Here is a 20,440-nt window from a genome sequence, read left to right as displayed (position 1 = left end):
ACGATCAATGGCTTAGCAAGCAACGGCGCGGCTGGCTTGGGTGCTCCCGGCATGCCCAAAACCTTAACAAATCCCTAAGATCATTTGTGACTTCGGTGATCGTTAAGCCGTTGCCCTTGTCATTACCGGGGCTATCACCCCGGTAATGACAAGGGCATTTTCGGGATGATCTTCGCCGGACCCGCCGGCGGTCAGATGATGGTGACCTGAGTGGACGGGTAGCCGCTCGCGCCGTTGGGCGCCACATCCTGCACCAGCGAGGTCTGCGTGTAGCCCGTCTTGTCGGTGGCCCGCGCCTCGATGAGGTAGCTGCCCTTGGGGGCGTCCCACTCCCAGGACCATTGCCGCCAGGTGTCGATGCCCGGCACGGCGGCCAACGTGGCCTGGTGCCACGGCCCGCCGCTGACCCGGACCTCGACGGCCTCGATGCCCTTGTGCTGCGCCCAGGCTACCCCGGCGATCGTGACCTTGCCCGCCTTCACCTCGGTGCCGGGAACGGGCACGTCGATGCGGGACTCGGTTTTGATCGGGCCCTGCTGCGACCAGCCGCGCGGCACCCAGTAGGCCTGCGCGGCGGCGAACGTGGTCACCTCGATGTCCACGACCCACTTGCAGGCCGACACGTACCCGTACAGGCCGGGCACGACGAGGCGGGCGGGGAAGCCGTGCTCGGTCGGCAGCACGGTGCCGTTCATGGCGACCGCGATGAGCGAGTCGCGGTGCCCGTCGAGCACCACCGAGAGCGGCGTGCCCGAGGTGAACCCGTCGACCGAGGTGCAAAGCAGCTGGTCCGCACCGCGCAGCGGACCCGCCGCGCGGATCAGCGAGCTGTAGGACGCGCCAAGCCATTTCGCATTGCCGATGTACGGGCCGCCGACCGGGTTGGACACGCAGCACAGCGTGACGTAGTCCTCGATCAGCGGCCGGTGCAGCAACTCGTCGAAGGTGATAGTGATCGGGCGTGCCACCATGCCGTGGATGCGCAGCTGCCAGTTGGCCGGGTCGACCTGCGGCACGATGATGGCGGTGTCGACGCGGTAGAACTGCCCCTTCGGCGTGATGAAGGGGCTGATGCCGGGCACCGGCAGGTTGACACCCCGCGGCAACGGCGGCGCGGCCACCGACGGCTTGGGGAAGCGCACCGCGCGCTCAGCGGCGGACACGTTCTTGCGCGTCGCCAGGGACCGCCCCGCGACCTCGCCGAGCGCCGCCGCGGCGACGGTGACGCCCGCCGTGACCAGGAACTGCCGCCGCGCGGTCGGCCCGGATCGCCCGGTCCAGGGCGCCGGTTCCGCCGACGGCCCCGACCGGAACCCCCCGCCATCCCCAGCCCGAGCCCCAGCCCCAGCAGGGACAGCAGGCCCAGGCCCAGCAACCCCAGACCCAGCAGGCCCAGACCCAGCAGACCCGGCAGACCCGGCAGCCCCAGCTCCGCCCGTCCAGCCGGCCGGCTCCGCGGGCTCATCGTGGGCCGCCACCCAGCCGACGTCCTCAGCGGGCCCGCCTAGGCCGCCCGGACCGGCGCCGGCCGCCGGCCCGCGCTCACCGGCCGCGGTCCCCGGCCCGGACCCAGTCGGCGGCCGGCGCTCCGCCGCCGGGCCGCGCTTACCGGCCGCCCGTGCGGCTCGCCATTTCCTGGCTGCCTGCGCCTCCGCGGCCGCCGCCCGCGCCGTCACGACGAGCCGCCACAGCACGAGCGCCCCGGCCGCGGCGCCGAACAGTGTCGGCACCACATAGGAAGCGGAAGCGCCGTGCCTGGTCAGTGCGGCCCACAGCCCGATAAGAGCGAAGATCGCCAGCCCCCCGAACCCCAGCCACAGCCGCCGCATGGCCACCACGCCGACCACGATGGCGTACAGGAAGACCACGGCGAGAACCCCGGCGAGCAGCACGGTCTTGTCCGAGTTGCCGAAGGTCGAGACGGCGAAGTTCTTGAGGCCGAGCGGCGTGCGATCGATTGCCGCCTCGCCCACGGCGACGACCGGCGACGCCGCGGGGATGGTCAGCCCGGCGAAAAGCTGCGCGAACCCCATCGCGGCGGCGGCGGTGAGCAGCCCGCACACGGCGCCCCACCAGCGGGACACCCCAGTCCTATAGGTCATGCACCATGGTCCGTTTTGAGTAAGTGCGCGTTACGCGAAGCACGAGATGGCTTCACGAGTGATTACACGGTCACGCTACCTGTCTGGTTCAACACGCAACCGTTCGGAATGATTGCGATCGGCTTACGACCTCAAGCGACCTGGAACAGGTGACATATCCGGCATGTCCGGCAACGGACGGTTCACCGGTCCTCGTCGAATACCCAGCGCGTCGGCGACCCGGTGAAGTCGCTGTGCAGCATGGAGAACACGCGCTGGGGCCGGACCCCGATGGTCGCGTTCTTGGCCGGGTTGAGGAAGTCCAGGTCCACATCGCTGTGGTACTTGGCGTTCATCAGGTCGACAACCCGTTGCAGGATCGCCGGGTCGGTGACGAAGCGGGCGGTGCCCTCGATGATCACCGGGTCCGACGCGTCCTCCGTGGTGACGCAGCAGCGGGGATCGCCGCGCAGGTTCTTCACCTTCCGCGACTGCGTCGCGGAGGTGAACCAGAGCGTGCTGTCGTCCCACATGCCCCAGACCGGCATGGTGTGCGGGCGGCCGTCCGGCCAGGTGCTGACCACCCAGTAGTTGCGGGCGGCGGTGAGCCGCTCCGCTGCCCAGGACCAGTGCAGCAGCCCGGTCCCGTGCTCGGCGCTCGCAACGCCGTATCCGGGCATATAGGGCCTGCTTACCCGAGGGATCCCCATGCCGAAGTGTCTACCATGCGACAACGACCGCGCGGGCGACTAACGTTGCCCTTCGTGAAGGCATCTCCCGAGGCGCAGCTGCGGCTGCTCGAACTGGCCGACCTGGACACCGAGCTTGGCAGGCTCGACCACCGGCGGCGCACCCAGCCAGAAACCGCCGAGCTCGCCCAGCTCGGCGAGCGCGCGGCCAAGGTCAGGGACGCGATGACGATGGCTGACACCAACCTGTCCGACTTGGACCGCGAGCTGGCCCGCGCGGAAAAGGACGTCGAGCAGGTCCGGGTCCGCATCGCGAACGACAACAAGAGGCTGGACGCGGGGCAGGTGTCGAACGCCCGCGAGCTCGAGTCGCTGCAGTCCGAGGTCGCCTCGCTGAAGCGACGCCAGGGGGACCTGGAAGACGTCGTGCTCGAGCTGATGGAGCGCCGTGAGGCGTCGCAGGCGCTGCGTGACAGCGCGGTCACCGAGTCGGAGACGCTCGCCGCGGAGACCGCGGCGGTGACCGAGCGCCGCGACGCGGCCCTCGCCGACATCGAGGAGCAGGCCGCCAAGGCCTCCACCGCCCGCATCGCGGTGATCGCGGACGTGCCGGCCGACCTGCTTGCCCTGTACAACAGGATCGGCGCGTCCTCATCGGGCCGGGGCGCCGCCCTGCTGCGCCGCGGCCAGTGCGGCGGCTGCCGGGAGATGCTGTCCACCGTCGAGCTCAACGCCGTCAGGGCCGCCGCCCCCGACGAGGTGGTGCGGCACGAGGAATGCGGCAGGATCTTGGTGCGCACCGCCGACTCCGGCCTGTAACACCAGTTTCATCCCGAACGGGTTCGTGGTCCCCGCCATCCGTTCCGCCACCACTCCCAGGTTGCGGAACGGATGCGGCTGCCTCTCAACCCCGACGTCAATGACCGTTTTCCACATTGCGTCCAATAGACTTCCCCGTCGTGGACAACAGCGGTCAGATCAGCGCACCAGGCACCCTGCAGGCAGGCGCGGTCATCGTGCCAGAGCCGCCGCGGGTGCCCGACCGGCCACTGGCTGAGCTCGCCGCCGACTATGAGCTGAAGCTTTCCGGCGCGCGGCCGCCGCTGCGCAGGTACGTCGCGATGCTCTGGCAGCGCAGGCACTTCATCATCGGCTACGCCACCGCGCGCAACGTCTCGATGTACACCGACGCCAAGCTCGGCCAGATCTGGCAGGTGCTGACGCCGCTGCTGAACGCGGGCGTGTACTACCTGATCTTCGGCCTGCTCTTCGAGGCTGCTCGCGGTGTGGCCCACTACCCGGCGTTCCTGGTCACCGGCGTGTTCGTGTTCGCGTTCTCCGAACGGTCGATCGTGACCGGCTCCAACGTGATGCGCGCCAACCTGCAGCTGATCCGAGCGCTCTATTTCCCGCGCGCCTCGCTCCCGCTCGCGTACGTGATCGTCGAGCTGCAGCAGATGCTGGTCGGCATGGTAGTGCTCGTCGTCATCATGCTGGTCAGCGGCGAATACCCCAGCTGGTACTGGCTGCTGCTGATTCCGGCGGTCTTCCTGCAGACGCTGTTCAACACGGGGGCGGCGCTGATCGTCGCCAGGCTCGGCGGCTCGCTCGCGGACGTGTCGGAGCTGATCCCGTTCTTCCTGCGCATCTCCCGGTACTTCTGCGGCGTGATGTACCTGATCATCACGCTCCCCGCCGTGCTGACCAACTGGCAGAAGCAGGTCCTGTCGCTCAACCCGTTCGCGGTCTACATCTCGCTGGTACGGGTCGCCTTCATGCACTCCTACCGGACGAACTCGGCAGGCAACCAGCCCTACAATTACGGGCTCTGCCAGCAGTTCCTCAAGATCCCCGGGCCCGGCAAACACATCCTCCCGGGCACCAGGGTGCCGACCACGCTGATCCTCCCGAACAGCAAGCTGCCGAGCATCGTGATCCCCAAGAGCGGCCCGCTCTCCAAGATCTCGAACATCCCGCTGCAGGCCTACTGCCACGCGATCGTTACCAACAACGACCTGTGGATCGCCGCCGTGGGGTGGGGTGTCGTCTTCTTCGCCTTCGGCATCGTCTTCTTCTGGCGCGCCGAGAACCTGTACGGCCGCGGCTAGCCCTGCTCGCACTAGGCCCTTCTCCCTCTCGGGCATATCAGGCATTTCGCACATACTGCCGAGCCGGGACAGTTGCAAGACACCTTGGTCGCCCATAATCGTGGAGACTTTTCTCGTGGTGGAAACTTTTCCCCCGGATCGGGTTCCCTTTTTCCATCAGGAGAAGAGTTTCCAAGATCATTTGTCTCCGCGTGCGCCGATCACTGATAACAGCAAGAAACGCTCGGAGTGAGAGCCGAACGCTCGGCAGCTGGCCTGCCGAGGATGCGGTCGTAGCGGATAACAGCAAGAAGCATCTCGCGCGCCAGCGGGTCGCCGGGACTGGCGGGCTAGCCGGGACACCAGGCGGGCTAGCCGGTCAGGCGAGCTAGGCGACGGGGAGCTTGGGAGTGGATGCCCGGGCGTGGCGGTAGTCGCCGGATAGCAGACAGGCGAGGGTGGCGAGTGCCCACACGGTGGTGCGGTCGGCCTGCGGCGGCGCCAGCAGCTTCTCCGCGGCCGGGCGGCTGACCACGTCGAACAGGCCGCCGCTCGGACCCAGGTCGAGGATGTAGCCGCGCAGGAACGACGCGATCGTCTCGCCGTACTGGCGGCGCCAGTCGAAGGAGTGGTGGGCGGCTCCCATCGCGGCGCCGGCTGGCGGCTGGCCCTTCGGCGTGGGCGGCTTGCCCGCCAGCGGCACGTCCGCGAGGGCGGGGGACAGTTCGGCGAGGACGGCGGCGGACAGGGCGCCGCTCACCCGCTCCGCGAGCGGGACGGCGCGGGCGGCGAGCACCACGCGGTCGTCGAACAGCGGCTGCACGAGGCGCTCGCGCAGCAGGTAGGCCTGCCGGGCGGCTGCCGACCAGCGCCCGGCCCTGTTAACCAGGTAGAAGTCGTCGAGCGCCTGAAGCGGGTGGCGAGTCAGGGCCGGGGTCCAGGAACCGAGCGACGCGACGTACGACGCCGCGGGACCGCGGCGGAGCAGGCCCAGATGCTTGGTGGTGAGGCGGCGCAGCAGCTCGGCGGAGCGCGCGGCCCTGCGGACGGGATCGAGGGCGCCGCCGAGCAGCCCGGCCGAGCCGGTGAGGTGGCCCGCGGTCTCGGCGTAGCCGCCGCGCAGCAACTCGCCGCCGTGGCCGCCGGCGGTGACCGCCTCGGCCAGCGCCGGGTCGGGGCGGCCCACGTTCTCGAACGCCGACAGCATCCCGTCGGCCACGACCACGCTGCCGCGGATCCTGGCGAGCACGTCGACCTGCTGTCCAGGCGCCGCCGGTGTGCGCACGATGTGCTCGATGCCCAGGCGGCGCGCGATCTCGGCGGCGGTCACCACGTCGGGATGGTCGGCGAAGCCGTGGGTCCGCGCCGCCACCGGGATTCCTGCCGCCACCAGCGCGGCGGCGATCAGGCGGCTGTCCTTGCCGCCGGTCAGGCTGAGTTCCACCGGACGCCCCGCACCGCGCAGCGGCGCTACGGCCGCGACGAGCGCCTCCGCCACCGCCCGCGCGCCGGTGACAAGCGTCTCGTCAGCGGCGGCCGCGTTGGCCACGCTCGCCGTGTCATCCGTCTTGCCCGCATCGCCGCCTGGCTCGTCCGCCACGAGCCCAAGGCCCGCGAGGCCGACGCTGACCGTGCCGCCCGACTCGCTCGCCGCGGGCGCTTCACGCACCGCGGGAGATCGCGCCGGCGGGCGCAGGGTGATGCTCGGCCTGCTCGGCGAGCCTCTAGTGCCGCCGCCCGGGGCACCGGCGTCGGCCGACCGGCCGCTCCCCGTGTCGACCGGGGTCGGCATGGTGGTGAGCTCCCCGTTGAGCAAGTGCAGAGTGGTGGAGCCGGACAGCGCGGAAACGCCGCGGAACGGCGTCACCGAGCCGAGCGCGAACCCGGGGTTGAGCAGCGCGCACACATGCAGCGGATCGTGGTCGTCGAGCCGCGACGCGGCCCATGCGGCCCACGTGGCCCGGTCGGAGACGATAACGGCGCCGGTCACCTCGGCCACGTACACCGGGTCGACCCGGGTGACCGAGGTGCGCGCGTACACGGGCGCCCGGCCGCTGCCAGGCGTCGGCGATCCCGCCCAGATGGTGCCTCCGTGCGACACCCCGCCCGGCTCGTCCGCGCCGGCGGACCCGCGGGCGAAACCGCCAGCCAAACCGCCTGCGAACGCACCGGGAAACGCACCCGCCGCGCCGTAACCGCTGCCCCAGTGCAGCAGGGAGGCGCGCCCGTCGGGTGACCGCCAGACGACTACGGCCGGCCCGGGAATGGGCAGCACGGCAGGGTCGGCGATCCGCGCCCGGTCGGTCAGCGCGGCGCACAGCGCGGGAGTTTGCGCGCTGACCGCGAGCGTGAAGAACATCGGTAAGTCCGCGCCGTGCGAGACTGAACCCTCTAGCTGTGCGGCGGATTCGGCCGAGTCAGCGCGGATCAGCCGCAGCCAGGTCTCCGCGACGGTGCCGAGTTCGAACGCCTGCACGTCCTGGTGTGCGTCCTGCCTGGCGGCCTCCCAAGCCTCAGCGGTCGAGAGTTCCGCGATCGACGCGGCCATCTCCGCCGGGTTTTCCCTGATCCAGCGCTTGTCGTAGATCGTCTCCGCGCCGGCCCAGTGCCTGATCGCCGGCACGGCCCGCGACGCCATGCCCTCGGCGGGCGCCATGTGGAACGACTCGTCATCGCTCGTCGACAGGATGACACCGATCCTGCGCAACCATGCGGGGACGTCGGGCCCGGCGTCGTCGAACACCACGGCGTCGCGCAGCAGCGGTGAGCGCTGCACCCGGCGGAACGCGTCGAAGTAGTGGGTCCGCTCCTCCTGGTGCTGCCACACCCACCACAGCTCCCACGGCATGCCCGACTTCACGTACAGCTGGTACCGGTCGTCGTCACGGCGCAGTTCCTCGAGCACGTCGAGCGCCAGGTCGACGCGCTTGCGCGACGGCACCATGCTGGTCATGCCGAGGTGGAACCGCGCACCCTCCAGCTTGGGCCGGTCGAACTGCCGCATGTCGAGCGCGTTGGGCACCGTGATGATCTTGGCCGCGGGCCACCCGGTCTTCTCCACCGTGAGCCGCGTGTAGTAGTCGGACACGCAGATGACCCGGTCGACATTGCCGATCTTGACCTGGCTCGGATACGGCGAGTACAGCTCGAACCGGTGCAGCCGCACCAGCATCCGCGCCGAGCGGGGCTTGTGCCGCGAGTACCAGACGGCGTTCGGCGTGCACCACTCGCAGACGATGACGTCGGCCCATTCGGCGAGCTCGCGGGAGCGTGCCTCGTCGTGCTCGCCGAGCGAGGCCCAGTGGTCGACGCGGACCTCGAGGTCGGGCTGCAGCCGGAAGTAGTCGATGAGCTGGCCGAAGAACTTCAGGTCGTGCCCGGCGATGACCACGCGCAGCTTGGGGCCCGCGTCTGGCTGCCTAGCGGCGGGCACCGCACTTGCCAGATACGACCGCAGCCGCTCGGCCGCCCGGTCGAGCGCGAACGAGGCGGCAGCCGCCGAGGTCCGCGACGCGGCGAGCGCGAACACCGCGGGGTCGTCGGCGGCGAGCGCCGCCACGTCCGCCACGTCGTCAAGCGAGGCGGCGAACAGCGGGTAGTCCGCGCCGAGCAGCGCCTCGTGCATCGGCGTCCTGTTGAGGATCACCGGCAGGCCGAGCTGGCCGAACTCCAGGACCTTGGTCGACAGTTCCAGTGACGCGTCGAGCTCGGGATGCCGCCAGGACAGCCCGATGTCGCCGGCGGCGGCGATCCGCATCGCCTCCGCGCGCGGCTGGCCGCCGTGCCAGATCACCCCGTCGATGGCGGAGGCGCCCACCTCGCCGAGCGCGGAGCGCATCCGCCGCCGGTAGGAGGGGTCGCGGGGGTCGTCGTGCACCTTGTCGCCGACCATCTGCACCTCGGCGGTGACGCCGCGCCGGGCGAGCAGGGCGGGCAGTTTCGTCATCTCCAGCGTGTTCCACCGCGGCGCGAACTTGCCCGTGTAGATGAGGCTGAGCGGCGCGCCGTCGGCGGCCGCCTTGCGTCCGGGTTCTCTGTGGATGTCGAGCGCGGGCAGCACCGGCGGGAAGAGCACCGACTTGCCGCACGCCGCGGGCACCGAGCCCTCGAGGAAGCAGCGCAGCTCCTCGGTCTGGCACAGCAGGTACCGTGACGCCTTCGCGATGACCGTGAGGTCCTCCGCGGCCTTGGGGGTCATCGCGGGGACCGCCTGCGGCACGTCGGTCAGGTAGGACCACAGGCGCCCGTCGAACGCGCCGTCCTTCGCGGCCGCGGACACCAGCGCCCGCCCGCGCAGCACCACCAGGTCGTGCCGCTCCGCGGCATCCACCGAGGCGAGCACGGTGACCGCTTGCGCGATGGTCAGCGACGCCTCGGTCAGCCCGGAGAGCAGCGATTCGGCGTGCGGCGAGACGATGGCGACCTCGGGAAGGTCGCGCAGCGGCGCGATCAGCCGGTCGGTGCGGACCGGGGCCTTGAGCACCAGCGTGACCGCGCACCCGGCGGCAACGAGGGCCTGCGTGACCGACTGCAGCCAGACAGCGGAGCCGTCGAGCAGGTTCAGGTCGACGTCACCGTAGACCAGCGCGCTGGGTCTGGATCCGGCCAATGCGTGTCGCTCCTTGTCCCTGAAATCCCTGAAGTCCGTGAAGTTGCCTGAAAGGCCAGCAGGCGGTCAGCCCTGGCCCGCCGCGCGTTCGGGGGTGATCGTGAACAGCCGCAGTCCGTGCCTGCCCCAGTCACCCGCCGCGGGTCCGCCCGGCTCGAGGAGAGCCGCCCGAACGAGTGCGGGTTCCTCCAGCCAGCGCGTGAACTCAAACTCCCCGGCGGCGAAGCCCACCGCGTCCGCCTGCGCGCACTCCCGCGCGCCCGCCAGGTCGAGCAGGTGCGTGTCCGGCTGCCCGCCATCGGCGGCCCACAGGGCCAGCCACGGCGCGGTGGCGAGCCTGGTGAGCGGGCGTGCCCAGTCCGCGCCGGGCGAGGGGGCAGCGGGTCCGGGCAGCGGCGCGTCCGTGACCTCGACCCGGATGCCGTGGCCGGTCAGGGTGCTGAACGCGGCGCGCACCGCGCCTGCCGTGCCCGCCGGGCAGCCCGCGACCACCTCGGAGGGCCGCAGCCGCTGGCCGAGCAGCGTGGCGGCGAGCCTGCTCGCCTGGGCCGTGTCGGTGACGGCGGTCAGCACGCCGATCTGCCGTCCGGAAACCAGGCTGGCGGGCAGTCCAGCCGCCTTGACGAGCGCTGCCAGCCTGGCTGGTGTCGAGTGCTCCACCGAGATGTCACGCAGCCGGGCGCGGATCTCAGTCAGCGACAGCGGGCGCGCGCCGCGCGCCGCCTCAAGCTGACCGCGCACCGTGGCGGCGTCGAGACCAGAGCTGAGCGGCCCGATCACCTGCGCGCCGCTCGCGACCTGCTCCCGGCCCTGCTCCGCGGACGCGGTGACGAACACCGCGTGGTCCCGGTACAGCGCGGGCAGCGACCGCCAGGACCTGGCGCCGGTCAGCCGGACCGCGCCGGAACCGGAACCTTCGCGAGCGGTGCCGGTCAGCGCGTCGAGCAGGGCGCGGACCGCCGGCGCCTCCCGGGGGTCGCGCTCGCCCGCATAGACCGGGGAGGTGGGCCGTGCCGAGGTCACGCCGACCGGGTTGAACCGGGCCAGCTGCACACCGAAGCCGCCGTCGAGCACCGCGTCACAGCTGGCGGCGAGCCATCCGATGCCCGGCATCAGGGAGTGCGGCACGTCCCGTATCAGGATCACCGGCTTGCCGAGCGAGCGGGCCATGATGATCATCCGCGCGAGCCGCCTGCCCCGGTCGGCGGCGGCGGGGTCGGTGGCGTGCGCCCACGGCTCGCCTGGCAGCAGCGCCGAGGCCTGGACCACCACGACGTCGGCGCCCGTGCCCTCGACAACGATGTCCGCGTCGTGCGGCAGCAGCGGGTGGACAACGGCGTCCGGCGCCAGCGTGGCGCAGCCGAGCGCGCTGAGCGCCCCGGTGACCACCAGGCCGTCGGGGCTGCCCGCCGTGCCCGCCAGGGCGCGCGCCGGGTCGGCGACGGGCGTCGCGCCCGGCGCGGTGAGTGCGGAAAGGAACCGGCCGCCCGTCCCCTTCAGGTCGGCGAGCTGAGCCGAGGCGAGGGCGGTGGCGGCGTTGGCCGCGCCGGTCTTCGGCGCGCCCCTGTCCCGCCACAGCTTGAACAGGTCCCTGGGCAGCAGCGCGCCGCGCGGCCACGGCTTCTTGGCGGCGTTCGCGATCGTGCGGCCGAACCGCATGGTGGCGGACTGCTCGAGGGCGGACAGCCGCGCCTCAGTCATGGCGAGCTGCATCCGCGTGTCGCGCAACTGCCTGGATAGCCGCTCCCGCTCGGCGGCCACGCCCGCGTCCTCACCTGCCTCACCGGCCTCGGCGAATCCGCCCACCTCGACGTGGCCGCCGGCCTCGCCGAATCCGCCTGCTTCGACGCGCCCGCCGGCCGTGCCGTTCCTGCCTGTCACCGTGCCGCCAGCCAGGTGGTGATGATCCTGGCGATGCGCGGCCCGGCCTGGCCGTCCCACAGCGGCGGCAGCTCGCCCGCGTACGGGCCGTCGTCGCAGGCCTTGAGCACCGCGGCGGCCAGTTCCTCGTTGGTCACGAGCCGGTTGGAGCCGCTGGTGATGGTGATCGGCCGCTCGGTGTTCGGACGGAGTGTGAGGCAGGGCACGCGCAGCAGCGTAGTCTCCTCCTGCACGCCGCCAGAATCGGTGACGATCGCGGTGGCGCCGCGCACGAGTGACATGAACTCGATGTAACCGAGCGGCTCCACGACGTGGATGCGCTCGGAGTCGAGCAGGCCTGCGGCGCTCAGCGTCGCCCGGCCGCGCGGGTGCAGCGGGATGATCACGTCGACCTCGGCCGCGACCTCGTGCAGCGCGCGCACCAGCTCGGCCGCCCGCGCGGGCGAGTCGACGTTCGCGGGCCGGTGCAGGGTGGCGACCACGTACCGGCCGTCGCCGAGACCGTGGGCGGCGCGGGCCGCCGCGGCGTCGAACTTGTCGAGGTTGGCGACAAGCGTGTCGATCATCGGGTTGCCGACCAGGTGCATGGCGGCGTCCGGCCGGCCCTCGCGCGCCAGGTGCCCGAGCGCCTCGGGGGAGGTGCAGAACAGCAGGTCACAGAGCTGGTCGGTGAGTCGTCTGTTGATCTCCTCGGGCATCGTGTTGTCGAAGGAGCGCAGCCCCGCCTCGACGTGGGCGAGCGGAACGCCGAGCTTCGCGCCGGCGAGCGAGGCGCCGACCGTCGAGTTCACGTCGCCGTAAAGCACCACGAGCGACGGCGGGTTGTCGAGGAACTCGCGCTCCATGCCGACGAGCACGTCGGCCGTCTGCGTGGCCTGCGTCCCCGAGCCGACGCCGAGGTTGATGTCGGGCTCTGGCAGGCCGAGCTGGACGAAGAACACGTCCGACATCCGCTCGTCGTAGTGCTGCCCGGTATGGACGACGCGCTGTGAGTGGCCGAGCGCGGCGAGCGCGCGAATGACCGGCGCGGCCTTGACGAAGTTCGGCCTGGCCCCGAGTACGTGCGTGATCGTCGCGCTCATTCGCCTTCCTGTTTTCTCCCGGGGGGACGAACCCCCATACCCCGTACTCTGCCGCTCTTGCGTGAGCGGGTTTTACGGCCTTGAGACTACGGTCCGCCGCGTCTCCCACCTAATTGGCACTAATATCTGCCCGCGTGACTGTAAAGCCGACGCCGCGAGCGGTCATGCTCGCCGCATCCGTGATGCTGCGGCATGTGACCGACGACCCGGTGCGCGCGTTGACGCTCGCCTGGCGGGCGCTGCCCGCACCGGTACGCGGCTGGCTCAAGCTCGCGGGCCCCTACGGCAGGGCCGCCGCGCTGTGGGGCGCGGGGGACCGCCGAGGCGCGCTCACCGCACTTGAGGCGTCTCCCGCCCGGCTCGCCGCCTTCAGCCTCGCTGTGGATCAGCCTACTGTCGCCAGGTCTGCGCTCGCCCGGTTGTCGGAGCAGAACGAGGCGCGTCCCCGCCTCGCCGCCCGGCTCGCCTACCGGGAGGGCCGCCTCGGCGACGCGGTCAGGGAACTGGATGGCGCGCGCGGCCTGCGCGCCGCCCGCCTGCGCCGCTCGCTCCAGGCCGAGCTGGACACGCTCTCTCTCCCGCGGGGGGACGACCCCCCTGCGCCCCCCGCGCATGGGGGGGCCTTGCCCCCCCATCTCCCCCCCACGGGGGAGCCCCGCCAAGACCGCGGCGCCCCCCGCGCTGTGGCCGAGGTCAAGGCTCCGTGGCTCAAGTTGGTAGGCGGCGCACACCCCGCACCGCCTCGCGCTGCGGGCAAGGTGCGCGGCCGGGTCCTCCACCTGGTCACCGACGCGTTGCCGTCAACCAGCGCCGGGTACACGATCCGTACTCAGGAGATCGCGCTCGCCCAGCGCGCCGCGGGCATCGACCCGCACGTCAGCACCCGGATCGGGTTCCCCGTCACGGCAGGCGCGATCGACGGCAGGGCAACCGTCACGGTGACGGGCGTGCCCTACCACCGGCTGCTCCCGTGGGTCATGCCCGGCCGGATGGACCGGCTCTATCAGGCGCACCTGCGGCACGCGGCCCGCCTGACGGAAAGCCTCAAGCCCGCCGTGCTGCACGCCGCCTCCAACTACGCGAACGCCGTCATCGCGCTGGCGCTGCGCGACGTCACGGGCCTGCCCGTGATCTACGAGGTGCGCGGCTTCTGGGAGGACACCTGGCTGTCGCGGCACGCCACGTCCGCCGACCTCACGCTCAGCGACCGCTATGTGCGCACCCGCGCCCTGGAAACCCGTTGCATGACCGATGCCGACCTGGTGGTGACGCTCGGTGAGGCGATGCGCGCGGAGATCGTCGCCCGCGGTGTGCCCGAGGAAAACGTCATCATCGTGCCCAACGGGGTGAGCGAGGAGTTCCTGCGCCCGCTGCCCGACGGGGCGGCGCTGCGGGCCAGCCTGGGCATCGCGCCGGACGAGCAGGTCGTCGGCCTGGTCTCCACCCTGGTCGCGCACGAGGGTATCGGCACCCTGCTGGACGCGGTCAAGGTGCTCAACGACCGTGGCGTCAAGGCGCGGGCGCTGATCGTCGGCGACGGCCCGGAACGCACCGCGCTCGAACGGCACGCCGCCGCCCTCGGCCTGAACGCGATCTTCACCGGCCGGGTGCCGAGTGCCCGGGTCCGCGACTACCACGCCGTCCTCGACGTGTTCGTCGTCCCGCGCACCCCGGACCGGGTCTGCCAGCTGGTCACCCCGCTCAAGCCGGTGGAGGCGATGGCGAGCGGCCTGCCGGTCGTGGTCAGCGCGGTGAACGCGCTCAGCGAGATCATCCAGGATCGCGAGACCGGCATGCTCGCACCGCCGCTCGACCCCGGCGGGCTCGCGGATTGCCTGCAGCAGCTTCTTTCCGCCCCTGACCTGCGCGCGAAGCTCGGCGCGAGCGCCCGGCAGTGGGTCGCGCGCGACCGCACCTGGGCACACAACGCCATCCGCTACCGCGAGGCCTACCAGCGCCTCGGCGTGATGTAAGGCACGTCTAAAAAGTGCGCTGAATGCCTGGTTGCTGCCCTTCAGGAGCTACGCTGCGCCAGGCCCGCGAACCTGGCCGGTCTATCACTTTTTAGACGTGCCTTCTGACCTGGGCAAAGGGCACGAATGGCGGCGGTCATGGCTGGTGCCCGGCTACGATAAAAGGTCATCGCTCCGAGGAGGTCCGTTAGTGAACGTGGTGATCATAGGCCTGGGCTATGTGGGCTTGCCGCTTGCCCAGGAGGCGGTCCACGTTGGCCTGACCGTGACCGGCCTCGACATCAGGCAGTCGACGGTGGACGGGCTCAACGCCGGCCGCTCCCACGTCGATGACCTGTCCGATGCCGACGTCGCCGCGATGGTCGCCGCCGGCTTCCGCGCCACCACCGACGTCACCGGCGTCGGCGAACTGCCCGACGTCACGGTCATCTGCGTCCCCACCCCGCTCAGCGAGTCCGATGGCCCGGACCTGACCGCGGTCAAGTCCGCCACGGAAACCGCGGCGCGGCTGCTCAAGCCGGGCGCGCTGATCGTGCTCGAGTCGACGACCTATCCGGGCACCACGGACGAGATCGTCCGCCCGATGCTCGAGAAGGCGTCGGGCCTGGCCGCGGGCATCGACTTCCACCTGGCGTTCTCCCCGGAGCGCATCGACCCGGGCAACGAGCAGTACGGCATGCGCAACACGCCGAAGGTCGTCGGCGGCCTCACGCCTGCCTGCACCGACGCCGCCGCGGCGTTCTACGGCACCGTCTGCGACACCGTGGTCAAGGCGAAGTCTGCCCGCGAGGCCGAGATGGCCAAGCTGCTGGAGAACACCTACAGGCACGTCAACATCGCGCTCGTCAACGAGATGGCGATCTTCTGCCACGAGCTCGGCATCGACCTGTGGGACGCGATCCGCTGCGCGGCGACCAAGCCGTTTGGATTCCAGGCGTTCTACCCGGGGCCGGGCGTCGGCGGGCACTGCATCCCGATCGACCCGAACTACCTGTCCTACAAGGTCCGCGCCGAGCTCAAGCACCCGTTCCGGTTCGTGGAGCTGGCCCAGGAGATCAACTCCCGGATGCCCGGCTACATCGTGGACCGCGCCGCGGAACTGCTCAACACCGACGCCAAGCCGCTCAACGGCGCGAAGGTGCTGCTGCTCGGCGTCACCTACAAGACGGATATCGCCGACCAGCGGGAAAGCCCGGCGCGCCCGATCGCCCGCAAGCTGCTGCAGCGCGGCGCGGTGCTCAGCTACCACGACCCGTTCGTGGACTCCTGGCAGATCGACGGCAAGGAGATCCGCCGGGCAGCCGCGCCGGACGAGCGGGCCGACCTGACGATCCTGCTCCAGGCGCACTCCGAGTACGACCTGGCCGCCATCGCCGCGAACGCCCACCTGCTGTTCGACACCCGTGGCAAGATTTCCGGGGATTCGGTCTTCCCGCTGTAACAGCCTAGGAGGAGCAGGGCATGCACGTCGTCGTCTGCACGGTCGTGCATCACCCGGCCGACGCCCGGATCTTCTACCGGGAGATCCAGGCACTGCTCGACGCCGGCCACGACGTCACGTACATCGCGCCGCATAACGAGTCAGCCCAACCCGTTCCGGATGAAAATCAGGACCATCCCGAACGGTTGCGTGGTTCCCTGCGCACCGTCACCATTCCCCGTGCGGTCGGGCGGCGGCGGCTCGGCGCGCTGCGCGCCGCGCGGGCCGCGATGGCCGCCCAGTCGGCCGGCGCCGACCTGCTGCTCGTGCACGACCCGGAACTCCTGCTCGTCCTGCCGCCGAAGAGCAAGCGCCCGCCGACCGTGTGGGACATCCACGAGGACACGGTGGCGGCACTGACCACGAAGGCCTGGCTGCCAGGCTGGCTCCGCCCGGTCGCGGCGGGCGGCGTTGCCAGAGCGGAACACCTGGCCGAGCGCAGGCTGCACCTGATCCTCGCCGAGCACGGCTACAACGACCGCTTCACCGGCACCCATCCGGTGGTGCCCAACACCACGTCGGTCCCGGCGAAGGCGGCGCCGCCGTCAGGACCGCGCCGCGTCGTGTACGTCGGCTGGCTGTCTCCCGACCGCGGCTCCGCCGAGATGGTCGAGCTCGGCCGCCTGCTCAAACCGCACGGCATCGCGGTCGAGCTGATCGGCCAGGCCGACCCGGCCGCCCGCGCGCACATCGAGGCAGCGGGAGACGCGGTGCGCTGGCACGGCTTCGTGCCCAACGCCGAGGCGCTGCGCCTGGTCGAGGGGTCGCTGGCTGGCCTGTCTCTGCTGCAGGACGAGCCGAACTTCCGCCACTCCATGCCCACCAAGGTCGCCGAGTACATGGCCCGCGGCGTCCCGGTCGTCAGCACGCCGCTGCCGCTCGCCGTGGAGCTAGTGGAGGCGGCGGACGGCGGCTTCGTCGTCCCGTTCAATGACCCGGGCGGCGCGGCGGACGCGATACACAAACTGGACGCCGACCCCGACCTCCGGGTGAAAATGGGCCTGCGCGCCCACGAGTACGCCCTGGCCAACCTGGCCTGGCCCCCGCACGCGGCCGCCTTCGTCGCCCAGCTCGAGTCCTGGGCAGCCGCGGGCCGGACCCCAGCCTGATAACAGCAACAAGCGCTGCGCGCTGAACCCCGGCCGGCGACGCGGCCGGCGGTCCCGGTCAGCCGGCTGGGGAGTCGAGGATGGTGCTGACCGAGAACAGCTGCCGCATCTGCGCCAGCTTCGCGTCGACGTCGTGCTTCTGCTTGGTGAGCTCGTCGAGCTCCTTCTGGATCGCGGCACGGCGCTTGTCGCCGTCGGCCTCGATGTCGGCGAGGATCTGCTTGCCGTCGTCTTTGGCCTGGGCGATGACGAGCTCCGCCTTGCGGTGCCCGTCGGCGATCTCCTTCTTCGCGTCGGCCTCGGCATCGCGCCTTGACTGCTCCGCCCGCGCGATGGCGTCGGCGCTGCGCTTCTCCGCGTCGGCCGCTCGCCGTTCGGCCTCCTCGACCAGCTTGCGAGTGGCCTCTTGAGCGTCGGCGAGCCGCTCCACCTGCTGCCGTTCCGCCTCTTCCCTGCGGGCGGCGAGCTCGACCTCCAGGTCGGCCTCGGCCTGAGAACGCAGCGCCTCGGACTGCTCGAGCAGGAACTGCTCGCGGCGGCGGATCTCGTCGGCCTCGCGGCGCGCGGCTCGCACGATGTCGTCGCGTTCCCGCTCGGCGGCCGCCTTGATCTTGGCCGCCTCGCGCTCGGCGGCGGCGTGCACGCTCGCCTTGTCGAACTCGGCGGCGGTGCGCAGTCCGGCCGCGTACGCCTCGGCGGTGGCGCGGATCTTCTCCGCGTCGCGCTCGCCCTCGGCTGCGGCGGACCTGGCGAACTCGGCGATCTGCCGCTGCGCGGCGAGCAGCATCTGCTCGATCAGCTCCGCGCCGCTTAGGCGGGGCGGCGGCGGCGGGGCCAGGCGCTCGTCGCCGGAACCAGGCCGCGGTGCGCCCCGATCGGGTGCGCCTCGGTTGGTGACGCCCGTTTCCTGGTGCTGGCCGCCGCGCTCGGGGCGTCCGCCTCGGTCGGGTCGTGGGCCGCTCTCATCCGGCCGCGGTCCGCCTCGGTCGGGCCCGCCGCCCGGGCGCGGGCGCGGTCCTGGACCCTGGAATTCCGGGGCGGGGGTGAAGGCGGGGCGCGGCGGCTCGCCGCGGTCCTGATAGGGGCTGCCGTCGCGTGGGCTGGCGTCGCGTGGGCCGGCGTCGCGTGGGCCGGCGGGGGAGCGGCGCACGCCGAAGTCGGCGCGGGGCTGCGACGACCCGGGCCGGGTCGGGCGCTCGTAACCGTGCGGCGGCATGCTACTCCCTTCCCGGGTAGATACTACCTGTGGTTATGGTGGCAGGCCGGGGGCAGAAATTTGCCATGGCCACACGGCGTGATTCGCCCCGATAGGATCATGGGCGTGAATCCGCGACTCGTAGTGCCGCGCCTGCGCCAGCTGGCCGGTGAGCACAAGCTGTTCACCGGGGCACTGGCGGCCGGGGCCGTGCTGCGGCTGTTCGCGATGCTGGGCTACCCGGGCGCGCTCTGGTTCGCGGGGGATTCCTACGTCTATCTCGGCGCCGCGCTACGCCCGCAGCCGAACCTGTCCAAGTCGACCGGGTACTCGCTCTTCCTGCGGCTGCTGCTGCCATTTCACTCGCTGACGTTTGTCACGGCGGTCCAGCATCTGATGGGGCTGGCCGTCGCGGTGCTGATCTACGTGCTGCTGCGCCGCAGCCGCGTGTCCAAGACCTGGTCGGCGATCGCGACGCTGCCGGTGCTGCTCGACGGGTACATTCTCGAGGACGAGCACCTGATCATGGCGGAGACGGTGTTCACCTTCTGCCTCATGGTCGCGCTCGTGCTGCTGCTGTGGCGGCCGGACCGGGTCCGCTGGTGGGCGGCGGTGATCGCCGGGCTGCTTGTCGGGTACGCGGTGATCGTCCGCACCCAGGGCGCGGTCATGCTCGGGGTGATCCCGCTGGCCCTGCTGCTGCGCGGCTGGGCGTGGAAGACGCTGCGCGGCTGGCTGATCGCGATCGTGTTCACGGTCGTCTCGCTGGTACCCGTCGCGGGCTACGCGGCCTGGTTCCACCAGCGCACCGGGCAATACAACATGACCATGTCCACCGGCTTCTACCTGTGGGGCCGGGTGTCCTCGTTCGCCGACTGCGCGCGGATCAAGCCGACGGGCCTCGAGGCGCAGGTCTGCCCGACCGAGCCGCTTGCGACCCGCACCCCGCCGGGCAACTTCGTCTGGCACGCGCCGCAGGTGCACGCGGTGAAGGTCAACGGCGTCCTGCACGGCTCGCAGTACATGTGGGACAGCGGCGGCCCGGTCACGGCGGCCAACAACACGCTGCTGACCAACTTCGCCATCCACGCGGTCGAGGCGCAGCCGCTTGACTACCTGAAGACGGTGTTCTTCAACACCATGCTGTCGTTCGGCTTCCCGAGGATCGCCTATCCGGGTGCGGGCACGACGTTCTTCTACAACTTCCACGTCCACTACGTGACATCGACGTACAACACGCTGCCGCCGGACAACCCGAACCACGAGTGGATTCCAGGCGGCACCGCTTACCAGGACTGGCTGTCCTACGGCCATCAGGCGCCCGGCGTCGTGCACCGCGTCTTCGCCCTGCCGATCCTTGCCTACCAGCGGGTGGTGTTCACCTACGGCCCGCTGCTCGCGCTGATCTTCCTCATCGGGCTCGGGGGCCTGCTGTCGGTGACCGCCGCGAGGCGGCCAGGCGCGGACCGCGGCTCGTGGCGGCGGCCTGTCCAGGCGCTGCGTTCGGTACGGCTGAGCACCGTCCGCGTCCACTGGGCGCCGCGCGGCACGACGATGCTGCCCTGGGTCACGGCCGTCGCGCTGCTGGTGTTCCCGATCGCGATCGCCGACTTCGACTACCGCTACCTGCTGCCCGCCATCCCCTTCGCCTGCCTGGCGGCCGGCCTGTCCTTCGCACCGCGCCGCGCCACCCCGGCCCGCCCGGAAAGCCCGGCGTCGGCGGCCAGCGTCGAGTCCACCGTCCCCGACCAGGTCGCCTGACCCTCCTCAGGCGCCTCCCCGGCGGGTAGCGTTACTGGTTGTGGACGATGAAGAGCAGGTCTCCTACATGGCAGCCACCCTCGGCCTCCCGGTACTGACCAGGGACGGGGAGCAATTCGGCGTCCTTGAGCATGTTCTCGCGGTGGAAGAGGAGGACATCTTCGAGGGCATCGTGGTCTGGGTCGGCCACGGCGGCTGGGTCGAGCGCAAGGTTCAGCGCGAGCTGAGCATGGGTCACCAGTCCGCCGCCCGTTTCCTTGAGACGTTCCGGCACAACGACCTGCGATTCGTCCATGCGGACAAGATCGCGGCGATCACCGTCGGCTACATCCGCTGCGACCTGGACAGGTCGCAGGCCGGACTCCTTCAGCCGCCGTCCGGCCCGCCGGTCCTCTATGCCAACGCCATCGACCAGGCAGGCCCGCCTGGGGCGTACAACCGGATGTACGGGGGCATGTTCGGCCGTGCCCGCTGGCGCCAGGAGTAGCCTGGG

13 protein-coding genes are annotated in these 20,440 nt (G+C 71.2%); 7 read left to right on the top strand and 6 right to left on the bottom strand.

Going from position 1 to position 20,440, the window contains the following annotated elements; all coding sequences use genetic code 11:
• Window positions 1–191: 191 nt before the first annotated feature.
• Window positions 192–2,102 (bottom strand): molybdopterin-dependent oxidoreductase, encoded by a 1,911-nt coding sequence (locus EAS64_RS45845; RefSeq protein ID WP_145853402.1) that lies wholly within the window; start codon window positions 2,100–2,102, stop codon window positions 192–194.
• Between the two features lie 182 nt (window positions 2,103–2,284).
• Window positions 2,285–2,761 (bottom strand): pyridoxamine 5'-phosphate oxidase family protein, encoded by a 477-nt coding sequence (locus tag EAS64_RS14500; protein WP_246115672.1) that lies wholly within the window; start codon window positions 2,759–2,761, stop codon window positions 2,285–2,287.
• Between the two features lie 84 nt (window positions 2,762–2,845).
• Between EAS64_RS14500 and EAS64_RS14495 the strand changes: the two genes are divergently transcribed.
• Both EAS64_RS14495 and EAS64_RS14490 read left to right on the top strand, forming a co-directional pair.
• Window positions 2,846–3,589 carry a zinc ribbon domain-containing protein gene (locus EAS64_RS14495; RefSeq protein ID WP_145853400.1) on the top strand — a complete coding sequence of 248 codons (744 nt, stop codon included), beginning with the start codon at window positions 2,846–2,848 and terminating at the stop codon, window positions 3,587–3,589.
• 140 nt (window positions 3,590–3,729) lie between these two features.
• Window positions 3,730–4,878, top strand: coding sequence for an ABC transporter permease (locus tag EAS64_RS14490; protein WP_145853399.1), 1,149 nt, complete (start codon window positions 3,730–3,732; stop codon window positions 4,876–4,878).
• A gap of 367 nt (window positions 4,879–5,245) precedes the next feature.
• Here the strand turns inward: EAS64_RS14490 and EAS64_RS43565 are convergent, their stop codons facing one another.
• The 3 genes from EAS64_RS43565 to wecB all read right to left on the bottom strand — a co-directional run bounded on the left by EAS64_RS43565 (window position 5,246) and on the right by wecB (window position 12,429).
• Window positions 5,246–9,466 (bottom strand): asparagine synthase-related protein, encoded by a 4,221-nt coding sequence (locus EAS64_RS43565; RefSeq protein ID WP_187365915.1) that lies wholly within the window; start codon window positions 9,464–9,466, stop codon window positions 5,246–5,248.
• 66 nt (window positions 9,467–9,532) lie between these two features.
• Window positions 9,533–11,347, bottom strand: a complete 1,815-nt coding sequence (locus tag EAS64_RS14480) for a hypothetical protein (RefSeq protein WP_145853398.1) — start codon at window positions 11,345–11,347, stop codon at window positions 9,533–9,535.
• A complete protein-coding gene (wecB, locus tag EAS64_RS14475) occupies window positions 11,344–12,429 on the bottom strand; it encodes a non-hydrolyzing UDP-N-acetylglucosamine 2-epimerase (protein WP_145853397.1) in 1,086 nt (361 codons plus the stop codon). The genes EAS64_RS14480 and wecB overlap by 4 nt, the downstream gene beginning before the upstream one ends.
• A gap of 134 nt (window positions 12,430–12,563) precedes the next feature.
• Here wecB and EAS64_RS14470 point away from each other — a divergent pair, with 134 nt between their 5' ends.
• From EAS64_RS14470 to EAS64_RS14460, 3 genes are all read left to right on the top strand, one after another.
• Window positions 12,564–14,402, top strand: coding sequence for a glycosyltransferase family 4 protein (locus EAS64_RS14470; RefSeq protein WP_246115671.1), 1,839 nt, complete (start codon window positions 12,564–12,566; stop codon window positions 14,400–14,402).
• Window positions 14,403–14,592: 190 nt separating this feature from the next.
• Window positions 14,593–15,843 carry a nucleotide sugar dehydrogenase gene (locus EAS64_RS14465; RefSeq protein ID WP_145853396.1) on the top strand — a complete coding sequence of 417 codons (1,251 nt, stop codon included), beginning with the start codon at window positions 14,593–14,595 and terminating at the stop codon, window positions 15,841–15,843.
• A gap of 20 nt (window positions 15,844–15,863) precedes the next feature.
• Window positions 15,864–16,991, top strand: coding sequence for a glycosyltransferase family 4 protein (locus tag EAS64_RS14460; protein WP_145853395.1), 1,128 nt, complete (start codon window positions 15,864–15,866; stop codon window positions 16,989–16,991).
• 58 nt (window positions 16,992–17,049) lie between these two features.
• On the opposite strand, the gene EAS64_RS14455 is transcribed toward EAS64_RS14460, so the two are convergent.
• Window positions 17,050–18,207 carry a hypothetical protein gene (locus EAS64_RS14455; protein ID WP_145853394.1) on the bottom strand — a complete coding sequence of 386 codons (1,158 nt, stop codon included), beginning with the start codon at window positions 18,205–18,207 and terminating at the stop codon, window positions 17,050–17,052.
• Between the two features lie 105 nt (window positions 18,208–18,312).
• Between EAS64_RS14455 and EAS64_RS14450 the strand changes: the two genes are divergently transcribed.
• The gene (locus EAS64_RS14450) at window positions 18,313–19,947 is read left to right on the top strand and encodes a phospholipid carrier-dependent glycosyltransferase (protein ID WP_187365914.1); all 1,635 of its coding nucleotides are present in this window, start codon (window positions 18,313–18,315) and stop codon (window positions 19,945–19,947) included.
• A gap of 40 nt (window positions 19,948–19,987) precedes the next feature.
• On the top strand, window positions 19,988–20,434 hold the full coding sequence (locus EAS64_RS14445; protein ID WP_145853392.1) for a hypothetical protein: 447 nt from the start codon (window positions 19,988–19,990) through the stop codon (window positions 20,432–20,434).
• The last annotated feature ends 6 nt before the right edge of the window (window positions 20,435–20,440 follow it).

It is taken from the genome of Trebonia kvetii, assembly GCF_007827045.1.
Taxonomy (GTDB): Bacteria; Actinomycetota; Actinomycetes; order Streptosporangiales; family Streptosporangiaceae; genus Trebonia; species Trebonia kvetii.
The sequence above is the reverse complement of the archived record's forward strand: the minus strand, read 5'-3'. Positions and strand labels throughout refer to the sequence as shown.

Excerpts from the sequence above, each read along its gene's own strand:
- wecB (WP_145853397.1), bottom strand. The coding sequence starts at position 12,429 with ATGAGCGCGACGATCACGCACGTACTCGGGGCCAGGCCGAACTTCGTC.
- EAS64_RS14455 (WP_145853394.1), bottom strand. The coding sequence starts at position 18,207 with ATGCCGCCGCACGGTTACGAGCGCCCGACCCGGCCCGGGTCGTCGCAG.
- EAS64_RS14500 (WP_246115672.1), bottom strand. The coding sequence starts at position 2,761 with ATGCCCGGATACGGCGTTGCGAGCGCCGAGCACGGGACCGGGCTGCTG.
- EAS64_RS14460 (WP_145853395.1), top strand. The coding sequence starts at position 15,864 with ATGCACGTCGTCGTCTGCACGGTCGTGCATCACCCGGCCGACGCCCGG.
- EAS64_RS45845 (WP_145853402.1), bottom strand. The coding sequence starts at position 2,102 with ATGACCTATAGGACTGGGGTGTCCCGCTGGTGGGGCGCCGTGTGCGGG.